The sequence below is a fragment of the Bartonella sp. B41 genome (genome assembly GCF_053795765.1).
This window is the reverse complement of the sequence record NZ_CP200037.1, coordinates 1,249,146-1,261,998: the sequence shown is the minus strand read 5'-3', so window position 1 is coordinate 1,261,998 and position 12,853 is coordinate 1,249,146. Positions and strand designations below refer to the sequence as shown.

13 protein-coding genes are annotated in these 12,853 nt (G+C 35.3%); 8 read left to right on the top strand and 5 right to left on the bottom strand.

Annotation, left to right across the window (positions count from 1 at the left end):
- Positions 1 to 6 precede the first annotated feature (6 nt).
- Genes rsmG through V4P54_RS05565 form a run of 3 tightly spaced genes read left to right on the top strand, consistent with a single transcriptional unit; the run spans position 7 to position 2,407 of the window.
- Positions 7 to 660, top strand: coding sequence for a 16S rRNA (guanine(527)-N(7))-methyltransferase RsmG (gene rsmG / locus V4P54_RS05575; protein ID WP_455477038.1), 654 nt, complete (start codon positions 7 to 9; stop codon positions 658 to 660).
- Positions 657 to 1,454 carry a ParA family protein gene (locus V4P54_RS05570; protein ID WP_455477037.1) on the top strand — a complete coding sequence of 266 codons (798 nt, stop codon included), beginning with the start codon at positions 657 to 659 and terminating at the stop codon, positions 1,452 to 1,454. Before rsmG ends, V4P54_RS05570 begins: the two co-directional genes overlap by 4 nt.
- Before the next feature lie 47 nt (positions 1,455 to 1,501).
- Complete coding sequence (locus tag V4P54_RS05565) at positions 1,502 to 2,407, top strand: ParB/RepB/Spo0J family partition protein (protein WP_455477036.1); 906 nt, start codon at positions 1,502 to 1,504, stop codon at positions 2,405 to 2,407.
- Positions 2,408 to 2,555: 148 nt separating this feature from the next.
- Here the strand turns inward: V4P54_RS05565 and gloB are convergent, their stop codons facing one another.
- From gloB to dapF, 5 genes are all read right to left on the bottom strand, one after another.
- Positions 2,556 to 3,317 (bottom strand): hydroxyacylglutathione hydrolase, encoded by a 762-nt coding sequence (gene gloB, locus V4P54_RS05560; protein ID WP_455477035.1) that lies wholly within the window; start codon positions 3,315 to 3,317, stop codon positions 2,556 to 2,558.
- Positions 3,318 to 3,412: 95 nt separating this feature from the next.
- The gene (locus tag V4P54_RS05555; RefSeq protein WP_455477034.1) at positions 3,413 to 4,081 is read right to left on the bottom strand and encodes a septation protein A; all 669 of its coding nucleotides are present in this window, start codon (positions 4,079 to 4,081) and stop codon (positions 3,413 to 3,415) included.
- Entirely contained in the window at positions 4,078 to 5,256 is a 1,179-nt protein-coding gene (ftsY, locus tag V4P54_RS05550; RefSeq protein ID WP_455477033.1) for a signal recognition particle-docking protein FtsY, read from the bottom strand. Before ftsY ends, V4P54_RS05555 begins: the two co-directional genes overlap by 4 nt.
- Positions 5,257 to 5,285: 29 nt before the next feature.
- Positions 5,286 to 6,554 (bottom strand): tRNA (N(6)-L-threonylcarbamoyladenosine(37)-C(2))-methylthiotransferase MtaB, encoded by a 1,269-nt coding sequence (mtaB, locus tag V4P54_RS05545; RefSeq protein WP_455477032.1) that lies wholly within the window; start codon positions 6,552 to 6,554, stop codon positions 5,286 to 5,288.
- Positions 6,554 to 7,405, bottom strand: coding sequence for a diaminopimelate epimerase (dapF, locus tag V4P54_RS05540; RefSeq protein ID WP_455477031.1), 852 nt, complete (start codon positions 7,403 to 7,405; stop codon positions 6,554 to 6,556). The genes mtaB and dapF overlap by 1 nt, the downstream gene beginning before the upstream one ends.
- 236 nt (positions 7,406 to 7,641) lie before the next feature.
- Here dapF and V4P54_RS05535 point away from each other — a divergent pair, with 236 nt between their 5' ends.
- The 5 genes from V4P54_RS05535 (at position 7,642) to sucD (ending at position 12,840) form a co-directional block, all read left to right on the top strand.
- Positions 7,642 to 8,190, top strand: a complete 549-nt coding sequence (locus V4P54_RS05535; RefSeq protein ID WP_455477030.1) for an AprI/Inh family metalloprotease inhibitor — start codon at positions 7,642 to 7,644, stop codon at positions 8,188 to 8,190.
- 83 nt (positions 8,191 to 8,273) lie between these two features.
- Complete coding sequence (zapE, locus tag V4P54_RS05530) at positions 8,274 to 9,446, top strand: cell division protein ZapE (RefSeq protein WP_455477029.1); 1,173 nt, start codon at positions 8,274 to 8,276, stop codon at positions 9,444 to 9,446.
- A gap of 230 nt (positions 9,447 to 9,676) precedes the next feature.
- Positions 9,677 to 10,639 carry a malate dehydrogenase gene (gene mdh / locus V4P54_RS05525; RefSeq protein ID WP_455477028.1) on the top strand — a complete coding sequence of 321 codons (963 nt, stop codon included), beginning with the start codon at positions 9,677 to 9,679 and terminating at the stop codon, positions 10,637 to 10,639.
- Positions 10,640 to 10,737: 98 nt separating this feature from the next.
- Complete coding sequence (gene sucC, locus V4P54_RS05520; protein ID WP_455477027.1) at positions 10,738 to 11,934, top strand: ADP-forming succinate--CoA ligase subunit beta; 1,197 nt, start codon at positions 10,738 to 10,740, stop codon at positions 11,932 to 11,934.
- Positions 11,935 to 11,937: 3 nt separating this feature from the next.
- Positions 11,938 to 12,840, top strand: coding sequence for a succinate--CoA ligase subunit alpha (sucD, locus tag V4P54_RS05515; RefSeq protein ID WP_455477026.1), 903 nt, complete (start codon positions 11,938 to 11,940; stop codon positions 12,838 to 12,840).
- Positions 12,841 to 12,853 lie beyond the last annotated feature (13 nt).

Sequence of the window (12,853 nt, the reverse complement as noted above, 5' to 3'; positions counted from 1 at the left end):
AAATAAATGGATGATTCTATAGAACAAAAATATAAATCGTTATTAAATATAGTCCCTTCTGTTTCACGTGAAACTATGGAAAGTTTGTTGTATTTTGAGTCCTTAGTAATTAAGTGGAATAAACGTATAAATTTAATTTCTTCTTCAACCATACCAATTTTATGGACACGTCATATTTTAGATTCAGCACAAATTTATCCTTTACGTAGTAATTTTTTACATTGGTGTGATTTTGGATCAGGAGGAGGATTTCCTGCAATCGTCATTGCTGTTTTTTTGAAAGAAAAAAGTGGGCATATTAACCTAGTAGAAAGCAATGGAAAAAAAATAGCTTTCTTGCGATCAGTCATCGCCGAACTTAATCTTCCAGCTACAGTTTATCACTGTAGAATTGAAGATGTATATAAAAAAATAAATGTACCTGATGTTATAACAGCGCGAGGATTAGCTTCTTTAGATGTCCTTCTACAGCTTATTTTTCCCTTATTAACACAAAAAACAATAGCTCTTTTGCAAAAAGGTAGGGATTATTTAACAGAAATAACAAATGCCTCTGCCAATTGGCGTTTCGATCTGCTAAAACATAAGAGTAAAATCGATGAAAATTCTGTTATTTTAGAAATTTCTCATGTTCATCGTGTAGAGGGTAGAGCAAAATGAGCGAAACACGAATTATCGCTATTGCAAACCAAAAAGGTGGGGTAGGAAAAACAACAACGGCAATTAATCTTGCAACAGCTTTGGCAGCAATTGGTGAAAATGTTCTTATCATGGATGTTGATCCACAAGGTAATGCAAGTACAGGATTAGGAATTGATCGCAATAATCGTCCTTTATCATCTTATGATGTTCTTATATCGGGTACTTCAGTTACAGAAGCTGCTTTAAAAACGGCTATGCCTAATTTACATATCGTACCTTCTACACTCGATCTTTTGGGTGTTGAAATGGAAATTGCTTCATCACAAGATCGTATAAAGCGATTACGTAAAGCTCTTTGTGATGATCCTAGTATGGAAAAAAAATTTAGCTATATTCTAATTGATTGTCCTCCCTCACTTAATCTTTTAACACTCAATGCTATGGGTGCTGCAGATTCTGTTTTGGTACCTATGCAATGTGAATTTTTGGCACTTGAAGGTTTGAGCCAATTGCTTGAAACTGTAAAACAAGTAAGATCTATTCTTAATCCATCTTTAGAGATTCAGGGTATTGTTCTCACTATGTATGATGGGCGTAATAATCTTTCAAATCAAGTTGTTGAAGATGTACGATCTTTTATGGGAGATAAGGTTTATCGCACTATCATTCCAAGGAATGTACGTGTATCTGAAGCTCCTTCTTTTGGTAAACCAGTATTGCTTTATGATCTTAAATGTGCTGGAAGCCAAGCTTATTTGCGTTTAGCATCAGAGGTTATTCAACGCGAAAAACAGGCGCGAGCCGCTGCTTGAAATATAAAAAAACAATTTTTGTTTAAAAAAATAAAAAGAGCAAAAGTATGAATGATGATCAATCAAAAAAAAGACTTGGACGTGGATTAGCAGCATTGATTGGGGATATAGGTTTAAACAATAATCCTGCGTATTTATCAAATTCTAATAAATTAGCAGAATCTAAAACAGTTCATCCTATTTCTGAGCAGTTTGTACCTATCGAATCCATTATAGGTAATCCACATAATCCACGGCGTCATTTTGCAGATTCTGAAATTGATAATTTAGCGCAATCAATTCGTCAGCATGGTGTTGTTCAGCCTGTTATTGTAAGATCATCACATAATTATCCTAATAAATTTGAATTAATAGCTGGAGAACGGAGATGGAGAGCTGCACAACGAGCAAATTTAAGTAAATTACCAGTTATTGTTCGTGATGTTGATGATAAGACAGCTTTAGAACTGGCAATTATTGAAAATGTTCAGCGATTTGATCTTAATCCTATTGAAGAAGGAATGGGGTATGAAACTTTGCTTAATGAATATGGATATACTCAGGCAGATTTGGCACAGATTATTGGAAAAAGTCGAAGTCATGTTGCTAATACGCTTCGTTTATTAAAACTTCCGTTAAAAGTTCAGCAATTCGTGACAGATGGTAAGATTTCTGCTGGTCATGCGCGATGCCTTATTACTGTCGATAATCCACAAGATTTGGCTGAAAAAATCATTCGTGAAGGACTTTCTGTGCGTCAAACAGAAATACTTGCTTATGAAAAAGCAAATCAAAAAGTTAAAAAGCAATCTTTTTATGAAAAGGATACAAAAACAAAATCTTTGGAAAAATTACTTTCAGATGTAATTGGTATGAAAGTAATTATTAGACACGGTAAAAAAGGGGGAGATTTGAAAATACATTATTCTTCATTAGAGCAACTAGATGATATTTGTCGACGTTTACAAAATTGATTAATTGTTAAGTAATATGCACTTTATAGTATGGTATTTGTTTAATTTTAATTATTTGATGTATTCTTATTACAAAATTTAGATAGAAAATATTATTTAAACATGTATTGTAAAAAAATGTGCTTAATTTGTATGATATTATCTAAGTTCAAAAAATATCTTTTCTTTTTCTAATTTCAGCAAAAATTTCTTCATCCGTATTTTGTTCCATTTTAAGATTTTTTCGTAACATAATGTCATCCCAACGAAGAAATGGATTTGTAGCTTTTTCTTGTCCCAAAGTTACAGGTAAAGTCATAGCGTTTTTTGCTCGTAACAAAAAAACATCTTCTGCCCTTTTATGAAGTTTTTTGTTATGTGGATCAATAGTTAATGCAAAAAGAGCATTATTTTTAGTATATTCATGTCCACAGTAAAGGAGTGTTTCATCAGGAAGTTGACGAATTTTTTTTAAAGAATTCAACATTAATTTTGGTGTTCCTTCAAAAAGGCGTCCGCATCCCAGTGAGAAAATTGTATCTCCTGCAAAAAGTAATTTTTCTTGGGTAAAATAGTATGATAGCGCGCCAAGTGTATGACCAGGTGTTGAAAGAGCTATAAGTGGATGGGTACCAAAGAAGAGGCTTTCATCTGGTTGAAGTGTTTTGTCAAGGTAGGGAATTTTTTTTTTCTCTGCTTCTGGTCCGATAATTACGGTATTGTAAATTTTTTTTAACTCCATAAGTGCTTCCACATGGTCGTTATGGTGATGAGTTACAAAAATAGTTTCAAGTGTCCAGTCATGGCGTTTTAAAGCATTGTGAATTGCTTTACTTTCAGGTGCATCAATTGCAGCTGTATAACCACTTTTTTCGTCGTGAATGAGTACACCAAAATTATCTTCTCGACAGATAAACTGTTCAATCAACATGCATACTCTCCATAGAAAATTTATAATTATAAATTTGAAAAATAGTTCACAGAAATTAATTTGTACGTTTTCTTTTTTCATAAAATTTGTTTTTATTATTTTAAGGTATCTTTTGAATGTCTAATAATAGTTGGGATTTGTGTAAAAATGAACAAAATTGTTATGGGCATAACACCAAATACTTTAAAATTTGTCCAAAAATTATCACTAAAATTGCGCCAAACTAATTCATTTAATATAGCAAGAAAAATGAAAAAAAATGCCCAACGATATGTAAGTTTTTTCCATCCTAAATCATCAATTTTAAAAGTAGAATCAAGAGCGTAGCGCAAAAGTGGTTTTTTAAAGGCCATACCTCCAAAGAGAATAAAAGCAAATAAGATATTAATAATTGTTGGTTTCATTTTAATAAAGGTATCATTGTGAAGCCAAAGAGTTAAAAAACCAAAAACAATAACAAATATTCCTGAAATAAGAGGCATTACGGGGATTTTTCGCAAAAAAAACCAAGATAAACCTAAAGCAACAACAATAGCGATCATAAAAAGGGCTGTTGCGGGAAAAATAGGTTTGCTAAAATTTTTAAAAATAAAAATGTTATTTATTAGCCATTCTCCTTTATAATTAGCAAGAAAAAATACAATGAGTGGCCCAATTTCTAGTAAAAATTTTAATATAGGTGAATGAGCAATTTCACTATTATAATTTGTATTTTTGGTTTTTTTTTCATTTAATAAATGAAGTTTGTGTAAGTGTTTTTTCATGAATGTTTTCCTGCAATAGTTTCGGCAAAATCAGAAGAAGAAAAGGGTTGAAGATCCTCAATATTCTCTCCTATACCGATAAAATGAACGGGTAATTTATATTTTGCAGCAATAGAGACAAGAATTCCTCCTCGGGCTGTACCATCAAGTTTTGTCATAACTAAACCATTAACATTGGCAATATTGCGAAAAATATCTACTTGATTTAATGCATTTTGTCCTGTAGTTGCGTCAAGTGTCTGAAGTATTGTATGTGGTGCTTTGGGAGAGTGCTTCTTCAAAACGCGGACAATTTTCGCTAATTCATCCATGAGTTCAGTTTTGTTTTGTAAGCGTCCTGCTGTATCAATAATTAGTATATCATAGTTTTCTTTTTTAGCTTTTTTATAAGCATCGAAGGCTAAGCTAGCAGAATCTGCACCTAGTTTAGTTGAAATAACGGTGGATTCTGTACGTTCACCCCAAATATGTAATTGTTCGATAGCTGCAGTACGAAATGTATCGCCGGCAGCAAGCATAACTTTTAGTTTTTTAGAAGTTAATTTGGCTGCAAGTTTTCCAATAGTTGTCGTTTTTCCAGTCCCATTCACACCAACCAGTAAAATAACATGAGGTTTATGATTTAGATCGAGTTCTAATGGAATAGCGACAGGATCTAGCACTTTTTTTATCTCATCAGAAACTATTGTTTGAACATCGTCTGGAGATAAATTTTTATTATAATATTTGGAAGACAAACAATCTATAATACTCGTGGTAGTTTCTACACCAAGGTCAGCCTGAATAAGTATATCCTCTAGCTCTTGTAAGGTATCTTCATCAAGTTTTTTTTTGATAAAGATATCACTAATGGATTCACTTAAACGTAGTGAAGAAAGAGCTAATCCTTTTTTAAAGCGTTTAAACCACGCGGTTTCTTCTTTCTGAATGGGTGATAGAACAAAAGGATCTGCAATTTCTTTTTCATAAACTGTATTTGTAATAATAACTTTAGTTTTTTTAATATCTGGTTCAGAGAGAATATCTTTTTCACTATAATTTATAGATGTTGTATTTTGTTTTTTTATCTGATTTTTTTTGATTGTATCAGCTTCATCTTGAGATAGAACTTGCTGAAGTTCCTTCTTTTTAGACTTATTAAAAGAAAAAATTTTTTTTATAAGGGATTTTGTCATAAGGATTTTTCCGCTTAAGTTGCTTAAAATCAAGGTAAAGTAGCAATCAATTTATTACCATCATGGCCAACAACAATGGCTTTAACAATTGCTCCAGCTTTAGCACCTTCAATTTTTGCAAGGGTATAATCTTCTGTTCGTCCAATACCATCTCTTTCAACAAGAATTGTCTGCTGACTGTTTTGTAGATGAGTAAGATGTCTTTGATAAGCTTCCTTACCTGCTTTTCGTAATTTTTCTGCGCGCATTTTGACTATCTTACGGTTAATTTGTGGCATACGTGAGGCTGGTGTTTTTTCCCTTGGACTGAAAGGAAAAACATGAAGATGTGTTAAATTACAGTCCTTAATTAAAGTTAGACTATTTTGAAACATTTCGTCCGTTTCAGTAGGAAAACCAGCAATTAAGTCAGCACCATAAACCATTGTAGGACGTTTGGCACGTAAATTTTGGCAAAATTGAATTGCGTGTTCGCGCAGATGTCGCCGTTTCATTCTTTTTAGAATCATATTATCTCCTGCCTGTAGGGATAAATGTAAATGTGGCATTATTCTTTTTTCATGGATTAAAAGATTTATAAGTTCTTGGTCTGCTTCGATAGAATCGATAGATGAAAGACGCAATCGAGGTAAATCAGGAATGTAATGTAAAATGGCAGATGTTAATTTTCCTAAGGTAGCTTTTCCGGGGAGATCGTGACCATAGCTTGTAAGGTCAACACCCGTCAGAACAATTTCTTGAATCCCATTCCCTGTTAATCGTTTTATTTGTTCAATAACAGCTCCTATGGGTACTGAACGCGATGGTCCACGGCTATAAGGAATAATGCAGAATGTGCAACGATGGTCGCATCCATTTTGTACTTGTACAAAGGCGCGTGTACGTTCTTCCATAGCACTAACCATATGTGGAGCAATTTTTTTTACTTCCATTATGTTATTAATGCGTAATTTTTCATCATGGTTAATTCCAAAATCAGGAAATTGTCGGTAAGAATGAGAATGGAGTTTTTCTTCATTCCCTAAAACAAGATCTACTTCATCCATGATAGCAAAACTTTTTGCTTCTACTTGTGCGGCACATCCTGTTACGATAATGCGGGCGTGAGGGTTTTTACGTTTTGCTTTCCTAATAGCTTGTTTTGCTTGTCTAACAGCTTCAGCAGTAACAGCACAGGTATTAAAAATGATGGAATCATTTTTGAGTTGATCCAGTCCAGAAGAAGCACTTTCTTTGCGTATTATTTCCGACTCATAGCTGTTGAGCCGACAACCAAAAGTTACGATTTCTATCGCCATCAAAAGTGATCCTTTTTATAGCATCCTGTTAAAGGATTTAAAAAACCACTAAACTCATATTGAATTTGACCTGTCATAACAACATGATTATCTTCTTTATAAAATATGTTAAGTGTTCCACCTAACAAATTTACGTTGATTTGGCGTTCTGTTAAACCTCGTCTGTAGGCTGCTACTGCACCAGCACAAGCAGCACTGCCACATGCTTTTGTTAATCCAACACCTCTCTCCCACGTTCGTAAACTTAGGCTTTTTCGTGATGTTACGGAAGCAATGGAAATATTACACCTCTCTGGGAAGAGTGGGGAACATTCAAGTTTTGGTCCGTATTTTTCTAATGGGATAGATTGAATATTACCGTCAATAAAAAAAATAGCATGGAGATTGCCAATAGATAAAAGGCTGGCATCTTTTAGAGAACCGGCGGTAATTCCTACGTGGTTGGTATCTGCTATTTCACGTGAAACAGGCATGTATTTTGAGTTAAAACAAGGAGATCCCATGTTAACAGAGATTAAACCATTTATTTGACGTCTGCCTTCAATAATTCCAGAAGGCGTTTCCAATCGAAAATTTTCACCATAGTCGTGGTCTGCAAGCCATGCTATTACACAACGAGTTCCATTACCACAAGCTTTTGCCATTGAACCATCAACATTCCATATTTTGATGCTGAAGTCAGCTTCGCTTTTGGTAGGTAGATGAATAGCCATAATTTGATCAAAATGCATTTCTGTATTTGCTGCTAAAGAGAGTATTGCTTGTTGAGTTATTGAATGCTTGCTCTTACGCATATCAGCAACAATAATTTTATTTCCAAGACCGTTCATTTTGCTGAATGGTATTTTCATTAAATTTCTCTATTTTAAATAGTTTCTGAAAAAGAGTATATGACCGAGAATTTCATAAATTTCTAGTGTTTAGTGAATATAAAATTAATTATAAAAACTTATTACTATGTCTAAATTGGATATTTAAATTCTGTTTTTTTAATTTATTAATTTATCCTTTTAAAATGACGTATATAAATGTTTACTCACGTTTTCTTTGAGTTAGCCTATTTATCTTTGTTGGAAAGAGTACAGATATGACATTTTCAAAAACTTCGTTTTTCTTTTTAATATCAGTTGGAATAGTTTTAAATGGTTGTTCAGTATCGCGGTTTAAAAGTAATAATCAAGGCAATGTATCAGAAATTATTTATCCTGTTCAGCAAATGTCAATATCTGAAAATACACAGGATTTGTTAGGGTCTTATTCCTTAGAATCTGAAAGAGATGGGGATTCAGCGTATGGAAGAAGTGATTCTTATCGCGATGAACAAATGGCTAATTTTGAATTACCAAATCGAGCTATCAATTTATTTCCCGCCAGTATTTCAGGAGTTTGGAATTTGTCTATGGGTGGTAAAACTTGCCGAATTGCAACACCACAGACAAAATTTGGCCAAGGGTATCGTGCCAGTCCCTTACATTGCTCAGGTATTGTTTCTCTGGTAAAGTCGTGGTCTGTTAAAGAAAAAAAATTATATTTTTATGATAACTCAGGACGTATTGTTGTTGCCCTTTATTCCTATAATACAGACCATTTTGAAGGGCGTACACTTGATGGTTATACAGTTATTTTGAGTCGTTAAATCATTTTTAGCTATCTACAAAAGAGGGGTATATGCTCAAACCTGTAAAAAAATATTTAGAGAAGTTTAAAAAGGTTTTTTAGATGGTTTTGGTTTCAACATGTTATGAAAATCTAGTATCTAAAGGAGAAATCAGTTTTGATCCAGCTCAATTTGCTTTAGCTAAGCATTTTGATTCTTTATTGCATAATATCGCAGAAAAACCTGTTTATCGATCTTGGAAATTGTTGAATTTTTTAAAGAGAATAAAGCATGCTTACGTTTATTCTTCAAGAAATGATAGCGCGAGTAATTTTTCTCAGGGGTTATATATTTATGGCGGGGTTGGGCGTGGAAAAACAATGCTTATGGACTTGTTTTTTTCTTGTTTGCCACAAGATCGCAAAAGGCGTGCCCATTTTAATGACTTTATGGCTAATATACACGAGCGCGTTGATATTTATCGAAAAACATCAAAGTATGAACAAACTAGTCCCATTTTAGCGGTTGCAGAAGATCTTTCGCGGGAAGCACAAGTGCTTTGTTTTGATGAATTTAGTGTGACGGACATTGCGGATGCGATGGTGTTAGGACGTCTTGTGTCTGCTTTATTTGATAAAGGTACTTTTTTTGTTGCTACATCAAATGTTGCTCCTAGAGATCTTTATCATAATGGTTTAAACCGAGAGCTTTTTTTGCCTTTTATACAGGTTTTGGAAAAACATGTTCAGGTTATAAATCTTGATACAAATACGGATTATCGCCTTGAAAAATTGAATTTGCAATATGTGTACATGACTCCGTTAGGAATTGAGGCAAATGAACGCATGGATCAGGCTTGGAAACGAGTATTGCAGGGGCAGAAGGAAGTGTCCGATGAAATCTCCGTAAAAGGGCGTTTTATACGTGTTCCACGATCTGGAATGGGTTGTGCGCGCTTTGATTATCAAGATTTATGTGTAAAGCCCTTATCTGCAAGTGAGTATTTAGCATTAGGGGAGCGTTATCACACAATTTTTGTTGATAATGTACCAGTTATGGATGATACATGTCGCAATGAGGTGAAACGGTTTATTTTGTTTATTGATGTCCTCTATGAGCGTCATATGAGATTGTTTATGTCGGCAGCGGCAAAACTTGAGAATTTGTATAAGGGATATGCAAAAACAACGGAAACATTTGAATTTAAAAGAACAGAATCTCGTCTTTTTGAGATGCAAAGCCAAGATTATTTAAATATTTGGTCAGAGCGATTTCTTTTAAAGAAGAAAAAATGATGTTATTTTATGCTCACATAAGCCGTAAAAATTAATATCTCTTTGTGAATTCAAATACGGTGTAATAATTCTGTTGTATTTTTCTAAAATTCATTTTATCGGTACATCATGATGTATTTCATGCTTTCTTCCTTTTGGTAGCGTTATTAGATAGGGCTAAGGTTAGGGAAGTCAGTATGCTGGCGTTTATTATTGTTCGCTAGGGTTGCCTTACGTTAGGAATAAATAAAATGGCACGCAAAAAAATAGCTCTCATTGGTTCAGGTATGATTGGTGGAACTTTGGCCCATATGATAGGGCTTAAGCAACTTGGTGATGTTGTCTTGTTTGATATTGTGGAAGGGGTACCACAGGGTAAGGCTCTTGATATTGCTGAATCTTCACCGGTTGATGGTTTTGATATTAATTTAATAGGAACTAATGCTTATGAAGCAATAGAAGGTGCTGATGTTGTTATTGTAACGGCGGGAATAGCTCGAAAACCTGGTATGAGTCGCGATGATCTCTTAGGAATTAATTTAAAAGTTATGGAGCAGGTTGGGGCTGGGATTAAAAAGTATGCGCCTCTAGCATTTGTTATTTGTATTACGAATCCTCTTGATGCGATGGTGTGGGCGTTGCAAAAATTTTCAGGTCTTCCAACGCAAAAAGTTGTTGGTATGGCTGGTGTTCTTGATTCGGCACGTTTTCGCTATTTTCTAGCTGAGGAATTTAAAATTTCTGTTAAAGATATCACAGCTTTTGTTTTAGGTGGGCACGGTGATACAATGGTGCCTTTAGTACGTTATTCAACGGTTGGTGGTATTTCTTTGCCTGATCTTGTCAAGATGGGTTGGACAACGCAGGAAAAAATCAATCAAATCATTCAACGTACTCGTGATGGTGGTGCGGAAATTGTTGGTTTATTGAAAACAGGTTCTGCTTTTTATGCGCCAGCTTCTTCTGCTATTTCTATGGCTGAAGCTTATTTAAAGGATACTAAACGTATTGTTCCTGTTGCCGCCTGTCTTTCAGGTGAATATGGGGTTAATAGTGTGTATGTCGGTGTTCCCGTTGTTCTTGGTGCGGGTGGTGTTGAGAGGGTAGTTGAAATCAATCTTGATGAAGAGGAAAAGATTGCTTTTGAACAATCAGTAAGTGCGGTACGTAAGCTTTGTGAAGCTTGTGTCGCCATTGCGCCTAGTCTCAAATAATTATAGAGCAAGAATTCTGTTTCTTAAAACAGAGTCCTTGAAGTGTTACGAAAATTTGATGATCAGTTAAATGATCCATAAAAGAAAAGGAAAAATAAATGAATATCCATGAATATCAGGCCAAGCGTCTGCTTCATGAATATGGAGCACCAATTGCGAATGGTGTTGCTATTTATTCTGTAGAGCAAGCTGAACAATGGGCAAAAAAGTTGCCTGGACCGCTCTATGTAGTTAAAAGTCAGATTCATGCTGGGGGTCGCGGCAAAGGAACATTTAAAGAACTTGGTTCTGATGCAAAGGGTGGTGTTCGGCTTGCAAAGTCAGTTGAAGAAGTTGTTGCAAATGTGAAAGAAATGCTCGGAAAAACTTTGGTGACTAAGCAAACGGGTTCAGAAGGGAGGCAGGTCAACCGTCTTTATATTGAGGATGGTGCTGATATTGAACGGGAACTTTATCTTTCTCTTTTGGTTGATCGTACGGTTGGTCAGGTTGCTTTTGTTGTTTCCGTGGAGGGGGGTATGGATATTGAAGATGTTGCTGAAAAAACGCCAGAAAAAATATTAACTTTACCCGTTGATTTCGCTCAAGGAGTTACTTCTGCTGATTGTACAAATCTTTGCGATGCATTAGAGCTGCATGGTGATGCACGGAAAGATGGTGAAAAACTTTTTCCAATTCTTTACAAAGCATTTTGCGAAAAGGATATGAGTCTTCTTGAAATAAATCCGCTTATTGTTATGAAAAATGGTCGTTTGCGCGTTCTTGATGCAAAGGTTTCTTTTGATAATAATGCCTTATTTCGTCATTCAGATGTTTTGGAATTACGTGATTTTTCAGAAGAAGATCCAAAAGAGATTGAAGCTTCGAAGCATGACCTAGCTTATGTTGCTCTCGAGGGTACAATTGGTTGCATGGTAAATGGTGCAGGTCTTGCTATGGCAACAATGGATATTATTAAACTTTATGGAGCCGAGCCTGCAAATTTTCTTGATGTCGGTGGTGGTGCATCAAAGGAAAAGGTTACTGCTGCTTTTAAGATTATTACTGCCGACCCAAATGTGAAGGGTATTTTGATTAATATTTTTGGTGGTATTATGCGTTGTGACGTTATTGCTGAGGGTGTTGTTGCTGCTGTTAGAGAAGTTGGTTTAAAGGTTCCTTTAATTGTTCGTCTTGAAGGTACTAATGTTGAGCAAGGTAAAAAAATTATCAGTGAGAGTGGTTTGAATGTTATTTCTGCTAGTGATTTAGATGATGCTGCTCAGAAGATCATTTCAGCTGTGAAGGGAGCTTAAGCCATGTCTATTCTCATTAATCAGGATACGAAAGTTCTGGTTCAGGGGCTTACTGGGAAAACAGGAACTTTCCATACAGAACAGGCTTTAGCTTATCATAATACAAAGATGGTTGGTGGTATTAACCCTAAAAAAGGAGGCGAAATATGGGTAGGGGCAAAGGGTGAAACTCTCCCTATTTTTGCTAGTGTTGCAGAAGGTAAGGAAAAAACAGGAGCTGATGCTTCCGTTATTTATGTTCCTCCTGCTGGAGCAGCAGAAGCTATCATCGAAGCTATTGATGCTGAAATTGGCTTGATTGTTTGCATTACAGAAGGCATACCAGTTATGGATATGATTAGGGTTAAGGATAAATTAAAAAAGGCAAATTCACGTTTAATTGGCCCTAACTGCCCAGGTATTCTTACTCCTAATGAGTGCAAGATTGGTATTATGCCTGGCTCTATTTTTAGAAAAGGATCTGTTGGTGTTGTTTCGCGGTCAGGCACTTTAACTTATGAGGCAGTGTTTCAAACGAGCCAAGAAGGTCTTGGACAAACAACGGCTGTTGGTATTGGTGGTGATCCTGTTAAGGGCGCAGAATTTATTGATGTGTTAGAAATGTTTTTGGCTGATGGTGAGACAGAATCTATTGTAATGATTGGTGAAATTGGTGGTTCTGCTGAAGAAGAAGCGGCTCAATTTATTATGGATGAAGCAAAAAAAGGTCGCAAAAAGCCAGTTGTTGGTTTTATTGCTGGTCGTACAGCTCCTCCAGGTCGTACGATGGGTCATGCTGGAGCTGTTATTTCTGGCGGTAGAGGTGGAGCAGAAGATAAGATTGCTGCAATGGAGTCGGCAGGGATTTGCGTCTCTCCCTCACCGTCGCAAATAGGAAAAACTCTTATGTCGGTTTTGAAGAGGTGAGAGAAAGTTTCAC